Raw genomic sequence first — 18,953 nt, 5'->3', positions numbered from 1 at the left:
ATCACACTACCATCCGACGGGACACTATCCCCATATTTGGTACATTGACTGCGTTTGGGGCATTTCAATTGACTGCGTTCGAGGCACCTCATCAGTCGGCTCACGCCGACAGCTTCCCCTCAAGGGGAAGCCCGAAGAAACCGGCCTCCTGCCTTCCCCCACTGGGCCGGACCCGTTAAGGGGAACGGCGGCGTTCCCAGGGTCCGGGTGAGCCGACAGGCGAGCCGGTGAGATGCGGCCGTGAGGCCGTCCGCTCTTGCTGTGAAGGTGGCCGACGCAGTCGGTCCTCTCCATCCTGCCTTCCCCCACTGGGGGAAGGTGGCCGGCGAAGCCGGTCGGATGAGGGGGGATCAAACCCCGCAACACAGCACGATCACAACAGCTCGATCACATCAGCACGAGATCATCGCGGTGCACCAGCGGGTGCGCGTATTCCGGGCCGAGCAGCTTGCGCAGCTGCGCGCTGGTCCGGCCCAGCGTCTGCGGAATCTCCTCGGAGTCGAATCCGGAAAGCCCCTTGGCCAGACGATTGCCCTGCTCGTCCACGATCAGCACCGGATCGCCGGCCGAAAACTCGCCTGTCACACCGACCACGCCGGCGGACAGCAGACTGGCGCGACCGCCGCGGATCGCCTTCGCCGCGCCTTCGTCCGCCACCAGAGTGCCGCGCGGATCGGCCGCGAAGCCGATCCACAGTCGGCGCGAGGTGCCGCGACGCTTGATCGGCGCGAACACCGTGCCCACCTTGTCGCCCATCAGCGCAGGCCCGGCGTTCGATGCCTTGGTGAGCACGGTGGGAATACCGGAGACCGCCGCCACGCGGGCGGCCTCAAGCTTGGTGACCATGCCGCCGGTGCCCACCGACGAGCCGGTGCCGCCGATGCGCACGTTCTCCAACGTGTCGAGCACGTTCGGCACGTAGGCGATGCGCTTCGATCCCGGCTCCTTCGGGGGCGCGGTATACAGACCGTCCACATCGGTGAGCAGCACCAGCGCGTCGGCCCGCACGATGTTCGCCACCAGTGCGGAAAGCCGGTCGTTGTCGCCGAATCGGATCTCATTGCTGGCCAGCGCGTCGTTCTCGTTGACGATCGGCACCACGCCCAGTTCCAGCAGCCGGTTCAACGTACGCTGCACGTTGCGGTACTGCATGGACTGCACGGTGTCTCGCGCGGTGATCAGAATCTGACCGACCTTAAGCCCATACCGCGCGAACGCCGCCTCGTATTGGCTCATCAGCAGCCCCTGGCCCACCGAGGCTGCGGCCTGCTGGGTGGCCACGTCGGTGGGTCGCGAATCGAAGCCGAGCGGGCCGAAGCCCGCGGCGATGGCACCGGAGGAGACCAGCACGATCCGCGCATCCATGCGCACGGTCTGCGCGATGGCCGCCACCAGATCGGCCAATCGCACGGGATCAAGATGCCCCGAACTCGATGTGAGCGAACTTGATCCCACCTTCACCACAATGGTTCGAGCCTCGGCGATGGATCGACGGACTTCGTTCTGTGACTGCGTGGACATGATGCCTTCGCCTTCTTGCCGTATCGTTATCGGCGCTTGGATGCGCCCCTACCCTTGCCGTTCCCCTTGGCGTCGGACTGTTCGCCGAGACGGTCGATCAGGCTGGTCTTGTCGTCCGGATCGTCGAGCACCGCGGGGTCGGACCAATGTCCGGCCTCTCGTTCGGCCTGCATGGCCGCGCGGACAGCGGTCTTGGCGTCCATCCACTCATGGTATTCCCGCCGACGCTCGGCATTGGTACGACGACGCGAATATCCGTCGTCCTGCAGACGAAGATCCTGCCCTCGACTGGCCTGCGGGGTGCCGTCCAGCATCTCGGCGCCGGCCGCCACGGTCGGATCCCAGTCGAAGGCCACCGCATTGGCCCCACGGCCGATATGCACCTCGTCCCCCGGGTGCGCGCCCAGCTTGCGCAGCGCATCCTCCACACCGAGACGGGCGAGACGATCGGCGAGATAGCCCACGGCCTCCTCGTTGTCGAAGTTGGTCTGCACCACCCAGCGTTCCGGCTTGGCACCGGTGACGGTGTACCAGAAATCGCCGTTGGCGTCCTGTTCGCGTTCGATCTCGAAGTCGATGCCGAGGCCGCCGCGGCCGCCACGCCGACGCGGCCGGGATGCGTCCTCCAGAGGCCGGATCACCACGCGGGCCTCGTCCTCGGCCTCCTCCTGCGCACGAACCTTCTCACGCATCTCGTCGACGATGCCCATCAACGCGAACGACAGCTCCTTGAGTCCCTCATGGGATGCGGTGGAGACGATGAAGGTCTTCAGCCCCATCTTCTCGAATTCGGGACGCACGAACTCGGCCAGCTCCTTGGCCTCCGGCACGTCCGCCTTGTTGAGCACGATCACGCGGGGACGATCGGCGATCGGGATCGCACCCAACGGCAGTTCGAGCTCGTCGGCGTAGATGGCCAGCTCCTTCTCCAACGCCTCGTAGTCGGCGATCGGATCCCGGTCCGGTTCCAGCGTGGCGCAGTCGATCACATGAGCGATCACCTCGGTGCGCTCGATATGCCGCAGAAACTCCAGACCAAGTCCCTTGCCCTGCGAGGCACCGGGGATCAAACCGGGCACATCCGCCATGGTGAAGCGCTTCTCCCCGGCGAGCACCACACCAAGGTTCGGCACCAGCGTGGTGAACGGGTAGTCGGCGATCTTCGGCTTGGCGGCGCTCATCGCGGCGATCAACGACGACTTGCCGGCGCTCGGGAAGCCCACCAGCGCCACGTCGGCGATGGATTTGAGTTCCAGCACCAGATCCCGCTCCTCGCCGGGTTCGCCAAGCAACGCGAATCCGGGGGCGCGACGCGCGCGATTGGCCAGCGAGCGATTGCCCAGACCACCGTTGCCGCCCTCAGCGGCGACGAATCGGTCGCCTTTGCGCCGCAGATCGGCCAGAGGCGTGCCGGGCTTCTTCTGCTCGCCCTGACCGCCTTTGGCGGTGAACACCACGGTTCCCAGCGGCACGGGGAGGATCAGATCGGCACCCTTGCTGCCGTCCTTGTCTCCGCCCAGACCCTGCGTACCGGATTCCGCCGTGCGATGCGGCAGGAACCTGAAGTCCATCAGACTCGTGGCGTTCGGATCCGCCACGAAGATCACCGAACCGCCATTGCCGCCGTCACCGCCGTCCGGGCCGGCAAGCGGCTTGTATTTTTCGCGGCGAATCGACGCCGCACCGTTTCCTCCGTCACCGCCCTTGACATGAACGGTCACGCGATCCACAAAATCACTCATAATTTCTCACCTTACCGGCTGGTACTGAGGTCACCGCCATTGCATCGATATCGCAAAATCACAGACGAACTACATACGAACACATACGAAAAGACCGCATCCGGTGTGTCGAGCGCACGGATGCGGCCTTGTCGCTAACGTCAGATCAGCTCTGCGCAGTCTGCCGAGATGATGCTCAGGCAGCCACCACGTCGACGACCTTGCGGTCGCGACGGACACCGAACTGCACGGTGCCATCGGTCAGAGCGAACAGCGTGTGGTCCTTGCCCAGACCCACGTTGTGGCCGGGGTGGAAGCTGGTGCCACGCTGACGAACGAGGATGTTGCCAGCGACGACGGCCTCGCCGCCGAACTTCTTCACACCGAGGTACTGAGGATTCGAATCGCGACCGTTGCGTGAGCTGGACGCGCCCTTCTTATGTGCCATTTGACTTGTCCTTTCGAGTTTCTGAAAAACCTGTAGCTCAGGCGATCGCGGTGATCTTCACCACGGTCAGCTGCTGACGGTGGCCCTTGCGACGAGCCACGCCGGTCTTGTTCTTGAACTTCTGGATCTTGATCTTCTTGCCCTTGAGCTCGTCGTCAACGACTTCGCCCTTGGCGGAAACCTGAGCCAGATCCTTAGCGGAAACGGTCACGTTAGCGCCGTCCACGAGCAGAGCGACCGGGAACTCCACGGTATCGCCCTTCTTGGCGTCGAGACGGTTGACGATGATCTCATCGCCGACCTCGACCTTTTCCTGATGGCCACCGGCCTTCACAATCGCGTACATAGCCCTACCTTGCCTGTTTTGAAAGCTAATTGTCGTCTAGCACGAATTTTGCCCTCAAACAGGCATGGCTAGACACCGACTGACTAATTTACACAACACGCCGGACTTTCGCAACTCCGGCGTGGATTCTTATTGAATTATCGGTGACGGGCGGCTCATCCTCCCGGCTGCGAGCCGCCGCCCTCCGCCACATGAGCCCAAGCCCCTCATCAGTCGGCTCCCGCCGACAGCTTCCCCCAAAGGGGGAAGCCCGGAACCACCGGCGCAGCCGAACCGCAAACCCGCAAGCAGCCTTCCCCTTGAGGGGAAGGTGGCCGGCGAAGCCGGACGGATGAGGTGTCCCACCCGGATGAAGTGTCCCGCACGCCCGGGTTACTTATCCTCTCCAGCGGCAGCCTGGGCAGCCGCCGCGATGGCGGCGAGCTTGGCCTTGACGTCGGGGGTGGAACCCTGCGGCAGGGCGGGATCCTCCTTCGGCGCCGGGGTACCGTGGTTGTGCTTGTTCGTCTTGATGAACGGATCGCCGCCCTTGAGGGCATACGGATCGTCGTACGAGGCGGAGACGGTCGGCTTGTCGTGCAGGATGAATCCTCGTCCCTTGCAGGTGGGGCATTCCTCGGAGAACGCCTCGACGAGTCCCTGCCCGACGCGCTTGCGGGTCATCTGCACCAAACCGAGCGACGTGACCTCGGCCACCTGATGCTTGGTGCGGTCGCGCGCCAGGCATTCCACCAGTCGCCGCAGCACCAGATCGCGGTTGGCCGGCAGCACCATGTCGACGAAATCGATCATCACCATGCCGCCGATGTCGCGCAGCCTCAGCTGGCGGGCGATCTCCTCCGAGGCTTCGAGGTTGCATCGGGTCACGGTCTCCTCAAGGCTCTTGCCCTTGCCGATGAACCGGCCGGTGTTCACGTCGATCGTGGTCATGGCCTCGGTGCGGTCGATCACCAGTGAGCCGCCGGACGGCAGGTACACCTTGCGTTCCATGCCCTTGCGCAGCTGGCTGTCGATGCGCCACTGGTCGAACACGTCCTTGCCCTGATGCTCCTCTGGATCCCACTTCTCAAGCTTCTCCTTGAGATCGGGGGCCATGGTGTCGAGGTACTCCTCGATCCGGTCGTACACCTTGTCGCCTTCGACGACGAGCTTGTTGAAGTCGTCGTTGAAGATGTCGCGCACCACGCGGATCGCCACGTCGGGCTCGCCCTGCAGCAGCTTCGGGCGCTTGGAGTTGCGGGCCTTGGTTTCGGCCTCCTTCACATGCTCCCACTGCTTGGTCAGGTTTTCGAGGTCCTTTTCGATGGCCTCCTTGGAGGCTCCCTCGGCGGCAGTGCGGATGATCACGCCCATTTCGGCGGGGGCGATCTTCGAAACGATGTTCTTCAGACGGGTGCGTTCGCGTTCGGGCAGCTTGCGGCTCACGCCGGTCATGCCGCCGGAGGGCACGAGCACGAGGAATCGCCCGGCCAGCGTGACCTGCGAGGTCAGGCGTGCGCCCTTGTGTCCGATCGGATCCTTGGTCACCTGCACGAGCACCGGGTCGCCGGATCGGAACGCCAGTTCGATGCGGCGGGGCTGGCCTTCGAGGCGGGTGGTGTCCCAGTTCACCTCGCCGGCATACAGCACGCCGTTGCGCGGCTGGCCGATGTCGACGAACGCGGCCTCCATGCTCGGCAGCACGTTCTGCACGCGGCCGAGATAGATGTTGCCCACGGTGGAGACCTCCTGAATGTCGGAGACGTAGTGCTCCACCAGAATCGAATCCTCGATCACGGAGATCTGGGTGTGCCGTTCCTTCTCGCGCACCACCATCAGACGGTTCACGTTCTCACGGCGGGCGAGGAAGTCCTGTTCGAGCAGCGTGGACTGACGGGAACGGTCGCGACGGTTGTCGCGGCGACGCTGCTTCTTGGCCTCCAGACGGGTGGAGCCCTCGATGTCGGTGATCTCGTCGATGTACTGCTGTTTGCGGCTGCGGCGGATCTGCGGCTCCTCGCGTTCGACCTCGCCCTTGCTGCGGCGGCGACGACGGCGACGGGTCACCGTCCCCTCGTCGTCCTCGTCCTCATGATCGCGTTCGCGGCGCGAACGACGGGACTCGGTTTCGCGGGTCTCCTCCTCGTGCTGGGCGCTGCGGCGGCGACGGCGACGGGAACGGGTTTCACCGGCCGAATCCTGATGATCATCCTCATCGTCGTTCTCCACGTCGATGGGATTGTAGTGAATATCGTCGTATTCAAGATCCTGTTCGATCTGCTCCACTTCGGCGGCGGCGCGACGCTCCTGCGCGTTCAGACGGCGGGAACGACGGGAACGACGGGATTCGCCTTCATGCTCGACGTCCTCATTCCGCGAATCACGTTCGACCTCATCCGCATGGGCTTCGGACCGGGCATCGTCCGTATGCGGATCACGCTGCGATTCGCGCGAATCATGATCTTCGCGGGGATCACGGTCGGTGCGACGGCGGCGACGGCGGCGAACGGTCTGCGTGTCGTCGGACCGGGCATCGTCATGGGAGTCGGAGCGGGAGTCATCGTCGTTCTCGGCCGTGGGTTCGACCGGCTGTTCGGGACGGGCGACCGGCAGTACCGGCTCCCGGAACAGCAGGGAGGTCATCGGACGAGGACGGGCGGGCATCGAGGCTACGGCCTGTTCGGGCGACGAGAACTCCAGCGGAGCGTCACCGGATCGACGGGACGTTCTGGCCGCGGGGCGTTCCGCGTCAACGCCTTTGTCGGTGAACAATTCGTCGGCCAGTGCGGAGATGCGGCTGCGGCGCGCATCCTCGGCCGCGGTACGGGCCGGAGATTTCGCGGAGCCCGAGGATTTCGCGGCACCCTCGGATTTCACGGAGTCCGCTGATTTCGCGGACGATGCACGAGTACGGCGACGGGTTCGGGTGGCCGGTCGTTCGGGTTCAACGGACGGCCGCTCCTGAGAATCCCGCACATCCTCCTTAAGGCGCGGCAGTTCGGCGAGCGCGGATTCCACCGCTTCGGCGGCGGCCTTGCGGCGGGCGCGGGCTCCGGCCACGGCTTCGATCTTCACCGGCACCTTGGCTCCGGCGGCTCCGGCGACGCGCACGACGCGACGTCCTCCGCGACGGCGGGGTGCCGGCTTTGCGGCCTGATCGTTTGGTTCCGAGGCGGCCGATGCTTCCGAGGAAGCCGTTGCGGCCGTAGTCGCACGGTTCGCGTTGGCGGAATCGGATACGGTTGACGGGGCGCCTGCATTGACTGCGGCGTCGTTATTGGCGACGGCTTCGATACCGTCGTTGTGTTCAGTTGTCACAAATGCTCCTTGGGGATGCGCTGCATCGCATCCTGTTTTCTCCCGATAGGCAGCATCACGTCGACCGCACTCTCACTGCGGGCGTGTGCGATACCACTGCACGGGCACTTCAAAAAGTCTCATCGGCGAATGCGGACACCGTCGCTTCCGGCTCGTTGGCAAATATTCACGACGCCATGGAAGGGGATCGACGCATTGCGCACATCGGCGGACATGCAGAACCACCACATACCAGTATGGCACATGTTCGCCGATGCTCATGACGGCCAGGGCCGTATCGGCTCAGCTCAGCCATTCCTCCAGAATGTCGGCGAGGAGGATCAGATCGGATTCGGGAACCTGCTCGTCGTGCTTGTGGGCGAGCAGCGCGTCTCCCGCACCCATGTTCACCGCCGGGATGCCGAGCTGCGAGAAGCGCGCCACATCGGTCCAGCCCAGCTTGGCCAGCGGATCGCGGCCGGTTCGCGCCTTGGCGAGCGCGGCCAGCGACCGTGCCATCGGCGTGTCCATGCCTGGTCGGGCCGAAGGCGATTCGTCCTTCATCTCGATGTCGTATCCGTCGAACACGCCTCCCGTGGCCGTGTGTTCGCCGTTGCCGAGCTGCGCTCCGGCGTCCGCGCCGATCATCAGCGCCTTGGCTTCGGCCAGGGTCTTGTCGGGGGCGAACCGGTAGTTCACATGCACGCGGCATTCGTCTGGGATCACGTTGGTGCCCTTGCCGCCGGAGATCAGCGTGGCGTTGAGTCCTTCGCGGTAGTCAAGCCCTTCGACGGTGATGGTCTGCGGTTCGTAGGCGTTGAGCCGGTTCAGCACGTCGGCCGCCTTGTGGATGGCGTTCTCGCCCATCCATGCGCGGGCCGAATGCGCGGCGACGCCGTGACAGATCACGTCGAAACGGGTCGTGCCGTTGCATCCGCCTTCGATGCCGCAGCTGGTGGGTTCTCCGATGATCGCGAAATCTCCCTGAATCCAATCGGGATGGGCTTCGACGACCTTGCGCAGACCGTTCTGCGGCGCGGCCACCTCCTCGTGGTCGTAGAACACGTAGGTCAGGTCGTATTTCGGTTCGGTCAGTGTGGCGGCCAGATACAGCATCACCGCGTCGGATGGCTTCATGTCGGTGGCCCCGCGTCCCCACAGCACCCGTTCGTCGGGATGGGCCTCGGCGATTTCCCGGCGGATCATTGGATCTCCCGGTTCCAGCCATTTCGGCGGGAAGTTGTCGATCACCGGCACGGTGTCGATGTGGCCGGCGAGAATCACCCGCTGCGGCTTCCCGAAATCGGTGGAGGCCACCACGGTGTCGCCGTGGCGGCGCACGGTCAGGTGCGGCAGAGTGTTCAGATATTGCTCCACCGCGTCGGCGAGCGGACCTTCATGGTCGCTCACCGAATATTCGTTCATGATCTGCCACAGCAGAACGTTCAGCGCCTCGACGCGGGTGGCGTGTCGATCAAACCCAATTTCAACAGTCATGGTGTCATCGTATCGCCGCCCCCGGCCCGAATCCTAGCCCGAACGCCCTAGCCCGAATTCGGTCCGAACCCTGATGCCGGCCTTCCTGCAACGCGCTACACCAGATGCCACCGCGCTACACCAGATGCCAGGTCGTGCGATGGTACGGCGTCACACCCAGATCGACCAGCGCCTTGCGATGGGCGGCGGAACCGTACCCTTTGTTGCTGGCCCATCCGTATGCCTCCCATTCGGGGTGCGCGGCGGCGAGCTCTTCGATGAGCCTGTCTCGCAGCACTTTCGAGATCACGGCGGCCGAAGCCACAGTGGCGCAATGCCGATCTCCCTTCACCTTGGTGGTCATGGTGATCGGCTCGAGCAGCTCCGGAGCGTCGAAGGAGTTCATCGCAGGGGTGATGTAGTCGTTCGGACCGTCGAGGATCCCGGCCACCCGCAGATCACCGCGATCCAGTATCGGCTCGTCGGGCACCACGCCCAACGTCAGCTCCCACTCTTCGCCGCCCAGCGCGGCTATCGTGCCATGCCATTCGGGGTCTATCCCCCGTTTTCCCATGGCCAACGCCGTCGGCATATCCACGCCCAGCGAGGTGTGCGTTCCGGTGGTGAGCAACGTTTCGATCTCGTTGATCGCCCGTATGGACGCCACGCCCAGCGCATAGGTGATGCCCCACTCGTCGATTTCCGGCGCGCTGGCCGAGCCCACCGCCCAGGCGGCCGTCCATGCCTGCAACGGTTCGAGCAGCGATTCGCGCCGCACTTCGGTGAGCATTTTGGAATCGGCGACGCCGGACGGTACCTCCCAATCGTCGAGGTCGCGCACCAGCAGCGCGGCGGCGCCGACCATCACCGGCCCGGCCAGGGAACCGCGACCCACCTCGTCGAATCCGATCACCAGCGAATATCCCTTGCCGGCCAGGGCGCGCTCCATATCCAGTGTGGGGGCCACGCGGGGAACGACGGTGGTCATTGTCCCACCCCCGCAATGCCGCCGACCTGGTCGAACACGCCGTCCGGCCGCGAAAGGCCCGACCAGTGGCTGATCGGCCAATACACGGCCAGCGCCACGGCCTGCACGTCGCTCACCGGTACCAGCCCGTTGTCGCCATCGTTCTGATGGACCCGGGAATCGGCGGAATTGGCGCGATTGTCGCCCATAACGAACAGATGTCCCTCGCTTACCGTCACCGAGAACGGATAATCACTGGGATTCACGCCTTCGCGAATAAACACCGAATCGTCGATCGCCTTGCCGTTGATGGTCACGGGCGATCCCGGCCCCGTGCATTCGACGGTGTCGCCGGGAAGACCGATCACCCGTTTGATCAGATACTGGGTGCGGCCGCTTCCCCCCTCGTCGGTACCGAGCCAATTCGCCGGATCCTTGAACACCACGATGTCGCCGCGATGGATTTCGGAGAATTTCGGGGTCAGTCGGCTCGCCACCACGCGATCCCCGATCTGCAGGGTGTTGAGCATCGATCCGGAGGGGATCTCGTACACGCCGATGACGAACAGTCTCAGGAACAGGACGATCAGCAGCGGAACGCCGGCCCAGACCAGCAGATCCTTGAACGTGAGGCGGTCATTGCCGCGTTTCTCGACGTCGTCATGCCTGTCTGCGTTCATTGCATGCCCCCTGTTCCGTCTGTGTTTTCTGTTCCGCTTGTGTTTTCTGTTCCGTCTGCTCCGGTGTTCCGCATATCCGTCCGTTTCGCATATCGCCTGTTCCGCAGACTCCCACGGCGTCGCATTCGGTGTCAGCGTACACCGACTATACCCGTTGCACCCGTCGGACCGCCTGCGGCCGGCCGGAGACGCGATGGCCGGACGGCGTTGCGACGAACGGGCGGCGATGAAACTGGCGGACGGCTTGAGACGGGCGAATATGACAAAGCCCGGAACCCATCGGGCTCCGGGCCGAAGCGAACCTCGGAAGATCCGGTCTGGAAGGCCTAGGATCAGGCGGCCTTCTCGCTGTTGTCACGGCGCTCGACGATACGAGCGGCCTTGCCGCGCAGGTTGCGCAGGTAGTACAGCTTGGCGCGACGCACCTTGCCCTTGCGGATCAGCTCGATGGAGTCGATCACCGGGGAGTGCAGCGGGAAGCGACGCTCCACGCCCACGCCGAAGCTGATCTTGCGAACCACGAAGGTCTCGTGTACTCCGGAACCGGAACGGGCGATCACGACGCCCTGGAACGCCTGGATACGGGAGTTGTTGCCTTCCTTGATGTTCACGTTCACCTTGACGGTGTCACCGGGACGGAACGCCGGGATCTCCTCGGCGGCCTTCAGGTGCTTGGCGTCAAAAGCTTCGATTGCATTAACCATAATGCATGTCCTCCGTTGCCGCCGCATATCAGCTCTAGATAGGGGAAGTCACGCGATGTTCGGCGCGACCTCCAAATCGGTATCCCCTCCGGTTTGCCATCGGGGAGCGTGCCGATCCGGTTGCTCGAAACCTGGACCTGTTGAAACCCGGCTCTATGCGGCAAACCGGATCTCGGCACAACTCTTCAAGTATACACGCAAAAAGACCTTTACGACGCGGACGCCGCAAAGGTCTTTCGCAATCCCCCAATGAAGAGAAGAAAAAAGAACACGGGGGAAGAATGTGGGCCCGCCGCGAGCCGGACCGATACAACCGGCGCGGCGGGCGCTCGATCAGCCGAAGCGGCCGGAGATGTAACGCTCGGTGTCGGGCTCGTGCGGGTTCTCGAAGATGACCTTGGTCTCGTTCATCTCAACGAGGTGACCGGGCTGGCCGATCTCCTTCAGGTTGAAGAAGGCGGTGTAGTCGGACACACGGGCAGCCTGCTGCATGTTGTGGGTCACGATCACGATCGTGTAGTCCTTCTTCAGCTCGTTGATCAGATCCTCGACGGCCAGGGTCGAGATCGGGTCAAGAGCGGAGCAGGGCTCGTCCATCAGCAGCACCTGCGGGTGCACGGCCACGGCGCGGGCGATGCACAGACGCTGCTGCTGACCACCGGAAAGGCCGATGCCGGGGTTGTCAAGACGATCCTTGACCTCGTCCCACAGGTTGGCGCCGCGCAGAGCCCACTCGACGAGCTCGTCAGCGTCCTTCTTGGCCACGGAACGGTTGTTCAGCTTCATGCCGGCCAGCACGTTCTCGCGGATCGACATCGTGGGGAACGGGTTCGGGCGCTGGAACACCATGCCGACGTCACGACGGACGGCGACCGGATCCACATCCGGACCATACAGGTTCTTGCCTTCGAGCAGCACCTCGCCCTTGACGTGGGCGCCGGGGATGATCTCGTGCATACGATCGAGGGTGCGCAGCACGGTGGACTTGCCGCAGCCGGAGGGTCCGATGAAGGCGGTGACCTTGTTCGGCTCGATCTTCATGTTGACGTCTTCGACGGCCAGGAAGTCGCCGTAGTAGACGTTCAGATGGTTGACATCAATTCGTTGTCCCATTGTTCTTTCCTTAATTGATACCGTTTACGGCGATTACTTCTGCGTGCCTTCGATGGAGAACACCTTGGCCACGATACGACCGATGATGTTCAGCAGGAGGACGATGAGGATCAGCACCAGAGCCGCGGCCCATGCACGTTCCATACGGATGCCGGGCAGGCACGGCGGGTTGAGCTTCAGCGCGGCCGCCGAGCAGGTGGCCAGACCCTGCGAGTACTCGTTGTACACGTACACAGGCAGCGTGGTCATACGACCGGAGAAGAGGTTGACGTTCGTGTTGGCGATGAAGCCAGAAGCGATGAGCAGCGGGGCGGTCTCGCCGATCACTCGGGCGATTGCCAGAATGATACCGGAAACGATGCCGGGCAGTGCGGTACGCAGCACGATCTTGGTGATCGTACGCTGCTTGGTCACGCCCAGCGCGTAGGAGCACTCACGCAGATCGTTCGGCACGATCTTCAGCATTTCCTCGCTCGTCTTGACCACGGTCGGGATCATCAGCAGCGACAACGACACCGAACCAACGAAACCGTTGACGGTACCGGGGCCGACGATGATGTTGAACAGCGAGAAGGCGAACAGACCGGCGACGATGGAAGGAATACCGCTCATCACGTCGACCAGCAGGGAGATCGTCTGGGCGAGGGCTCCCTTATGGGCGTATTCGACGAGGTACACTGCGCACATCAAACCGATCGGGATGGAGATCACCATGGCGCCGAGCGTGATCTCGACGGTACCGATGATGGCGTGCAGGATGCCGCCGTACGGGTACATACCACCGATCACACCGACCATGTTGTGGCTCAGGAAGTAGCCGTCAAGGCGCTTGTAGCCTTCGGCCAAACAGGTCCACAGCACGGAGATCAGCGGGATCAGGGCGATCACGAACGCGATGTAGATGAGGATGCGCATGGCGACATCCGTGTACTTGCGCCTCTGGTTGAAGGAACGGCTCGGAGCGAACTTGTCGAAATCGGGCTGAGGGCCGCGGTTGAATTCAGGAGTGGTAGCTGCTGCGGACATCAGGCATCCTTCCTATCCGTAATCTTACGTGCTGCGTAGTTCACGATGAAGGTGATCACGAACAGCACGAGACCGGTGGCGATCAGGGTGCTCACACCAAGATCGTTGGCCTCAGGGAACTGCGCGGCGATGTTGGCGGCGATGGTCTGGTTCTGGGATGCCTGAAGCAGCTTGAAGGAGTACAGCATGCCAGGAGACAGGATCATCAAGACGGCCATCGTCTCACCGAGTGCACGGCCGAGACCGAGCATCGAGGCGGAGATCACACCGGACTTGCCGAACGGAATGACGGCGAGTTTGATCATCTCCCACTTCGTGGCGCCCAGCGCCAGAGCGGCCTCCTGCTGCAGAGCGGGGGTCTGCAGGAAGATGTCGCGGGAGACGGAGGTGATGATCGGCAGGATCATGACGGCGAGCACCACGGCCACGGTGGCGACGGTACGCGGCGGGTTCGAGGCCGGACCGGCGAAGATCGGGATCCAACCGAGCACCTTGGCGAACCAGTCCCACACACCGAAGATGTGCGGCACGAGGATCAGGCCACCCCACAGACCGTAGATAACGGAGGGGATTGCGGCCAGAAGGTCGATCACCGCGGACAGCACAGCGGAAAGCTTCGGAGAAGCGTAGTGCGAGATGAACAGTGCGATGCCCACTGCGATGAAGAACGCGATGATCAAAGCGAGGGCAGAAACCAGAATGGTACCGAACACCAGCGGGCCGACGTACTGCCAGAAGTTCTGGGCTGAACCACCGGAGAAGCTCTCGATGGTCGCCTGATTGGCGGACTGGTCGCCGGTGATCAGCGGCAGGGCTCTGACGAGCAGGAAGATGAACACGGCCGCGAGTGCGACAAGAATCAGAATGCCGCAACCATAGGCCACGCCCTTGAAGACTTTGTCGGCCGTCTTACCGTCTTTGACGGGAGCATCGGATACCGACGTTGCTTGGGAAGCCAACCTCATTCTCCTTAATTGATTTCTCTGATACGAGAAAACGCCTCTCACACCTCGACCGCGACATCGTTGTCGCTAGTGTCGCGAATCGAAGAGTGGGAGACGCTGATCTCGAAGATTACTTGGTCTGGATGGCGTCGATGGACTTCTGAACCTGAGCGCGCAGGGTGTCGGACATCGGAGCGGAGCCGGCGGTCTCAGCAGCGGTCTGCTGGCCTTCCTCGGAAACCACGTAGCTCAGCCACTGCTTGGCGAACTCGGCCTTGTTGGCGTCCTTGTAGGCGGGGCAGGCGATGTCGTAGGAGACGAGCACGACCGGGTAGGCACCGTCTTCGGTGGTCTTGTGGTCGAGCTTGATCACCACACGGTTCTCACCCTTGGCGGAATCATCCTTCGGGGAGGCGTCCACGACCTTGGCGGCGGCTTCAGCCGAGTACGGCACGTACTTCTCGCCGACCTTCACGGCCACGGTGCCGAGGTCACCGGCCTGGGAGGCGTCGGCGTAGCCGATGGTGCCCTCAGCCTGGTTCACGGTGGAGATCACGCCGGAAGTGCCCTTGCCGCCCTGACCAACGTTGTTCGGCCAGTTCTCGCCGACCTTGTAGCTCCAGTTGGCGTCGCCAGCGGCGTCCTTGATGTAGCTCAGGAAGTTCTTGGTGGTGCCGGACTTATCGGAACGGTGAACCACGGTGATGTCGGTGTCGGGGAGCTTGGCGTCCGGGTTCTGCTCGGTGATGGCCGGATCGTTCCACTTGGTGATCTTGCCGTCGAAGATCTTGGCCAGCGTGGCGGCATCCAGGTTCAGGTGCTTGTCGGTGCCGTTGAGGCCAGCGGACTTCAGGTTGTAGACGATGGCGATCGGGGAGATGTACACCGGGACATCGAAAGCGGTCTTGCCTTCGCACACGGTCTTGGACTGCTCGACCTGATCGTCCTCAAGCGGGGCGTCGGAGCCGGCCCACACGGTGGCGCCGGTCAGGAAGGTGCTCACGCCAGCGCCGGAGCCGGAAGGATCGTAAGCGATCTTGGCGTTGGGCTGCTTGCCGGCGAAGCCGGCGACCCAGGCGTCCACGGCGCTCTTCTGGGAGGAGGCACCGGCGCCGGAGAACTCACCGGAGAGCTGAGCTCCGGAAGCGGAGCTGCTGGAGGAAGAGCCATTGCTGGAAGAAGTGTTGTCGCCACAGGCTGCCAGACCGGCCAGCATGGCGAGGCCGGAAACTACGGCCAAGGAACGAACCACAAGATTGTTTCGCATTATCTTTTCCCTCTATTTCTGTCAACGGTCCGATAACATCCAGACCGTCACGCGCCGCCCTCAGGTAATCGCTGGCGGACACGCTTTTTTCATGACAATTCAAGGTTATTGGTGTTCCGAGGGGGTGAGTACCGAAATAGGTGAACAAACGATGAACTTGTGATAATTAAAACGCTATTGCACTACATGATCTACTGGTATGGCACGACGATGCGCCGATACGCGAACAGCCCCTCCGAATATTCGTGAGGGGCTGTGCCGGTTAGGCTTCCGGGCGATCAACAGCGAAAACGATCATCCTGAACTACAGGATCTACACGTTTTCGCGATCATCCCGGCACGTCCGTCAGGCCGTGGGTTCGTCGATCTTGTACCCCAAGCCACGCACCGTGGTGATGTAGTGCGGGTGGGCCGGATCCTCCTCGATCTTCGAGCGGACCCGCTTGATATGCACGTCAAGGGTTTTGGTGTCGCCCACGTAATCGGATCCCCAAACGCGGTCGATCAGCTGATGTCGGGTCAGCACACGCCCCTTGTTCTGCATGAGGTATTCGAGCAGCTCGAACTCCTTGAGCGGGAAGAACACGTTCTCACCATGCACGGTGACGGCATGCTGACCGACCAGCATGCGAATCGGCCCGCATACCAGCGGCACATCGTCGCCGCCGGATTCGGAGACCTCCATGTTGCCCTGATTGCGACGCAGCACGGCACGCACACGGGCCAGCAACTCACGGAAGGAGTATGGCTTGGTCACGTAATCATCGGCACCGATCTCCAACCCCACGACCTTGTCGATCTCCGAGCTTTTCGCAGTGAGCATGATGATCGGCACGCGGCTCTGTTCGCGGATCCTCCGGCACAGCGAAGTGCCGTCCAGACCGGGGAGCATGAGATCGAGCAGCACCAAGTCCACACCGCCCTTGGTGAACAGCTCCAGACCCTCCTCGCCGGTGGCAGCGGCGATCACATCGTATCCTTCGTGGGTGAACTGGTAGATCAGCGGCTCCCGGTACGATTCCTCGTCTTCAACGATCAGAATGCGAGTCATTGAGATGACTCTCCTTTGCTTATGTCAGGACGACGTTTCAGGCTGCAACCGAAAACGTCCTTACGTAGAACATCAATATATAACGATATACCGCTTACCACGATATACCGCCTTCACGGATTCATGCACACGGCAGCTCAATGGTGAACGTGGAGCCTTCGTTCGGCCTGGACCATACGGAAATCGTTCCCCCGGCCTCCTGCACGATGTGCTTGGTGATCGACAGTCCCAGACCGGTGCCGCCGGTGGCCCGGGATCGAGCCGGATCAACCCGGTAGAAGCGCTCGAAAATGCGGCTCTGCGCCTCGGCGGGAATCCCGATGCCCTGATCAACCACACGGATCTGCACATGATCGTTCGTGCGCTTCACGCTCACTCCCACATGCGTGCCTTCCGGAGAGTAGTGGATCGCGTTCTCCACCAGATTCTTCACGGCGGTCTTAAGATTTTCGGCATCGGCACGCACCACGATCGCATCCGCATCGGTCACGGCAAGGCTTCGCTTCGACTCGTCACCGTCCGGCTTCCCAACGGCGGAATCCCCCGCTCCCGCCACCTCGCCCACGGGATCGTCTCCGAAGAACATGCGCATCTCGATGTGCTTCGCGGAAGCCTGCACCTCGTTCTCTGAAATCGCCTCGCGCACGATTTCCGGCACGCAGACCGGTTCGCTCTTCTGCGACGCCGCCACATCGTCGTCCTGCACTTTCTGCAGTTCGATGAGCTTCTTCACCAGTTCGGTGAGCCGCTCCGATTCCTTGGAGATGCGACCGGAAAAGTATTTCACGGCGCTGGGGTCATCCGCCGCATCGCTGATCGTCTCGGCCAGCAGCGAGATCGCCCCGGCCGGGGTTTTGAGCTCGTGCGACACGTTGGTCACAAAGTCCCGGCGCATGCGTTCGAAATGCCGCCGATCGCTCACGTCCTCGATCAGCACGGCGTACAGTTCGTTTGCCCCGCCTTTGTCGGATATCCCGTCGCCGTCGCTTCGCAGGCCGCCTCGGATGGCGGCAAGATGGCCGACACGCACCTGCAGGTACCGTTCGGTCTGTTCGGTGATGCGGCCGGACGGCGCGGGCACGGTCACCGTCACCTCACGATCGCGGATCTTACCGTCCGACACCACCTGCGTGAGCATGTCACGAATTTCAGAAGAGGTGATATGGCCGTCTTCAACTACGTTGAGACGTTCGGCATCGATGCTGATGTATCGGGTATTGCCCAACCCATCGGTGAGAATGATCGCACTGCGCAGCACGTTCAGCAACGCGCGGGAGGCGGCGTCCGTCTGCACTCCCCGACCAAACACCGATACCGGCTGTTTTGCCTGTGCGTCAAGATCCCTGCGGGCCTGTTCCGTGGCTCCCATGTGCTTGCCGCTGCGATAGGCCATGCGTACGGCGATCACCGCGACAAGAACAATCGCCACGATGATCATGCCGGTCAATGCCGTATAGGTCATAGTGCTCCCTGTTTGCTTCAAGAACTACGTAACAACCTACCTGAGAAGCCGTTACCAACCCGCCGCTTCATGCTGAACTTTCGGTGAACTCCACCGATGAGGGCCGGACCGGAGGCCAGGGCTTACGAACCGGAAACACGGGAAATTGGAAGAGATAAGTAGTAAAAAAAGGGCCGCCCATACGGGCGACCCCAAACGTTTTGATGCGGCGGCGTGTTACTCTCCCACACCCTACCGAGTGCAGTACCATCACCGTGCCAGGCCTTAGCTTCCGGGTTCGGAAAGGGACCGGGCGTCTCACCTGGGCCATGACCACCGCAAAACCAAACAACACGACACCACCCAACAAGAGTGATACCGGCAAAACAGTGGCCGGCCGGGAACCGGACAGCGGACGCAAGCAACAACACCATCAACCTGATCGCAGTCAACCATCATCAGTGCTCCGTGTCACCCGGACAACCCACCGGACCGGCAAACCCAGTCCCGCAACCCGCCACGAACGACGGGCAAGTCGTGTGATTGTCCTTCCCCCGTTAGTACCGGTCGGCTCCACCCCTCGCAGGGCTTCCACCTCCGGCCTATCAACCACGTGTTCTCCATGGGGGGTACACACACCCCGAAGGGCATGAAGGAATCCTTATCTTGGAGAAGGCTTCCCGCTTAGATGCTTTCAGCGGTTATCCCACCCGAACGTAGCCAACCGGCCATGCCACTGGCGTGACAACCGGCAAACCAGAGGTTCGTCCACCCAGGTCCTCTCGTACTATGGGCAGGACTCCTCAAGATTCCAACGAGCGCAGAGGATAGAGACCAAACTGTCTCACGACGTTCTGAACCCAGCTCGCGTGCCGCTTTAATCGGCGAACAGCCGAACCCTTGGGACCTGCTCCAGCCCCAGGATGCGACGAGCCGACATCGAGGTGCCAAACCATCCCGTCGATATGGACT

Annotated in this window: 15 protein-coding genes and 2 rRNA genes; all 17 read right to left on the bottom strand. The window is 62.6% G+C overall.

The window, feature by feature from the left end:
• Window positions 1–387 precede the first annotated feature (387 nt).
• Entirely contained in the window at window positions 388–1,521 is a 1,134-nt protein-coding gene (gene proB, locus Uis1B_RS01335) for a glutamate 5-kinase (RefSeq protein WP_101614817.1), read from the bottom strand.
• Window positions 1,522–1,547: 26 nt separating this feature from the next.
• Window positions 1,548–3,263 (bottom strand): GTPase ObgE, encoded by a 1,716-nt coding sequence (gene obgE / locus Uis1B_RS01330; protein ID WP_101614815.1) that lies wholly within the window; start codon window positions 3,261–3,263, stop codon window positions 1,548–1,550.
• Window positions 3,264–3,438: 175 nt separating this feature from the next.
• The gene (gene rpmA, locus Uis1B_RS01325) at window positions 3,439–3,690 is read right to left on the bottom strand and encodes a 50S ribosomal protein L27 (RefSeq protein WP_101614813.1); all 252 of its coding nucleotides are present in this window, start codon (window positions 3,688–3,690) and stop codon (window positions 3,439–3,441) included.
• A 37-nt stretch (window positions 3,691–3,727) separates the two neighbouring features.
• Entirely contained in the window at window positions 3,728–4,036 is a 309-nt protein-coding gene (rplU, locus tag Uis1B_RS01320; RefSeq protein ID WP_101614810.1) for a 50S ribosomal protein L21, read from the bottom strand.
• Between the two features lie 372 nt (window positions 4,037–4,408).
• Entirely contained in the window at window positions 4,409–7,333 is a 2,925-nt protein-coding gene (locus Uis1B_RS01315; protein WP_423734845.1) for an Rne/Rng family ribonuclease, read from the bottom strand.
• 282 nt (window positions 7,334–7,615) lie between these two features.
• Window positions 7,616–8,809 (bottom strand): succinyl-diaminopimelate desuccinylase, encoded by a 1,194-nt coding sequence (dapE, locus tag Uis1B_RS01310; RefSeq protein WP_101614808.1) that lies wholly within the window; start codon window positions 8,807–8,809, stop codon window positions 7,616–7,618.
• Window positions 8,810–8,924: 115 nt separating this feature from the next.
• Window positions 8,925–9,776 (bottom strand): ribonuclease HII, encoded by an 852-nt coding sequence (locus Uis1B_RS01305; protein WP_101614806.1) that lies wholly within the window; start codon window positions 9,774–9,776, stop codon window positions 8,925–8,927.
• Window positions 9,773–10,435, bottom strand: a complete 663-nt coding sequence (gene lepB, locus Uis1B_RS01300; protein ID WP_101614804.1) for a signal peptidase I — start codon at window positions 10,433–10,435, stop codon at window positions 9,773–9,775. The genes Uis1B_RS01305 and lepB overlap by 4 nt, the downstream gene beginning before the upstream one ends.
• 332 nt (window positions 10,436–10,767) lie before the next feature.
• Entirely contained in the window at window positions 10,768–11,139 is a 372-nt protein-coding gene (gene rplS, locus Uis1B_RS01295; RefSeq protein WP_101614802.1) for a 50S ribosomal protein L19, read from the bottom strand.
• A gap of 333 nt (window positions 11,140–11,472) precedes the next feature.
• Entirely contained in the window at window positions 11,473–12,252 is a 780-nt protein-coding gene (pstB, locus tag Uis1B_RS01290; RefSeq protein WP_101614800.1) for a phosphate ABC transporter ATP-binding protein PstB, read from the bottom strand.
• Between the two features lie 33 nt (window positions 12,253–12,285).
• Window positions 12,286–13,278, bottom strand: coding sequence for a phosphate ABC transporter permease PstA (gene pstA, locus Uis1B_RS01285; protein ID WP_101614797.1), 993 nt, complete (start codon window positions 13,276–13,278; stop codon window positions 12,286–12,288).
• Complete coding sequence (pstC, locus tag Uis1B_RS01280; RefSeq protein ID WP_243390200.1) at window positions 13,278–14,237, bottom strand: phosphate ABC transporter permease subunit PstC; 960 nt, start codon at window positions 14,235–14,237, stop codon at window positions 13,278–13,280. Before pstC ends, pstA begins: the two co-directional genes overlap by 1 nt.
• Window positions 14,238–14,352: 115 nt before the next feature.
• Complete coding sequence (gene pstS / locus Uis1B_RS01275; protein ID WP_101614794.1) at window positions 14,353–15,489, bottom strand: phosphate ABC transporter substrate-binding protein PstS; 1,137 nt, start codon at window positions 15,487–15,489, stop codon at window positions 14,353–14,355.
• Window positions 15,490–15,835: 346 nt separating this feature from the next.
• On the bottom strand, window positions 15,836–16,540 hold the full coding sequence (locus Uis1B_RS01270; RefSeq protein WP_101614792.1) for a response regulator transcription factor: 705 nt from the start codon (window positions 16,538–16,540) through the stop codon (window positions 15,836–15,838).
• A gap of 121 nt (window positions 16,541–16,661) precedes the next feature.
• Window positions 16,662–18,002, bottom strand: coding sequence for a sensor histidine kinase (locus Uis1B_RS01265; RefSeq protein WP_101614790.1), 1,341 nt, complete (start codon window positions 18,000–18,002; stop codon window positions 16,662–16,664).
• 203 nt (window positions 18,003–18,205) lie between these two features.
• Window positions 18,206–18,322 (bottom strand): 5S ribosomal RNA (gene rrf / locus Uis1B_RS01260).
• Window positions 18,323–18,518: 196 nt separating this feature from the next.
• Window positions 18,519–18,953 (bottom strand): 23S ribosomal RNA (locus Uis1B_RS01255); the annotation flags it as partial.

This window comes from Bifidobacterium margollesii, assembly GCF_002860355.1.
In the GTDB taxonomy this organism is placed as follows: domain Bacteria; phylum Actinomycetota; class Actinomycetes; order Actinomycetales; family Bifidobacteriaceae; genus Galliscardovia; species Galliscardovia margollesii.
Note: the sequence above shows the minus strand (reverse complement) of the source record. Positions and strands in the feature narration are given on the sequence as shown.

Coding starts and splice junctions, on each gene's coding strand:
- dapE (WP_101614808.1), bottom strand. CDS start 8,809: ATGACTGTTGAAATTGGGTTTGATCGACACGCCACCCGCGTCGAGGCG.
- pstA (WP_101614797.1), bottom strand. CDS start 13,278: ATGTCCGCAGCAGCTACCACTCCTGAATTCAACCGCGGCCCTCAGCCC.
- obgE (WP_101614815.1), bottom strand. CDS start 3,263: ATGAGTGATTTTGTGGATCGCGTGACCGTTCATGTCAAGGGCGGTGAC.
- Uis1B_RS01305 (WP_101614806.1), bottom strand. CDS start 9,776: ATGACCACCGTCGTTCCCCGCGTGGCCCCCACACTGGATATGGAGCGC.
- proB (WP_101614817.1), bottom strand. CDS start 1,521: ATGTCCACGCAGTCACAGAACGAAGTCCGTCGATCCATCGCCGAGGCT.
- rplU (WP_101614810.1), bottom strand. CDS start 4,036: ATGTACGCGATTGTGAAGGCCGGTGGCCATCAGGAAAAGGTCGAGGTC.
- rpmA (WP_101614813.1), bottom strand. CDS start 3,690: ATGGCACATAAGAAGGGCGCGTCCAGCTCACGCAACGGTCGCGATTCG.
- rplS (WP_101614802.1), bottom strand. CDS start 11,139: ATGGTTAATGCAATCGAAGCTTTTGACGCCAAGCACCTGAAGGCCGCC.
- pstB (WP_101614800.1), bottom strand. CDS start 12,252: ATGGGACAACGAATTGATGTCAACCATCTGAACGTCTACTACGGCGAC.
- Uis1B_RS01265 (WP_101614790.1), bottom strand. CDS start 18,002: ATGACCTATACGGCATTGACCGGCATGATCATCGTGGCGATTGTTCTT.
- pstS (WP_101614794.1), bottom strand. CDS start 15,489: ATGCGAAACAATCTTGTGGTTCGTTCCTTGGCCGTAGTTTCCGGCCTC.
- Uis1B_RS01270 (WP_101614792.1), bottom strand. CDS start 16,540: ATGACTCGCATTCTGATCGTTGAAGACGAGGAATCGTACCGGGAGCCG.
- lepB (WP_101614804.1), bottom strand. CDS start 10,435: ATGAACGCAGACAGGCATGACGACGTCGAGAAACGCGGCAATGACCGC.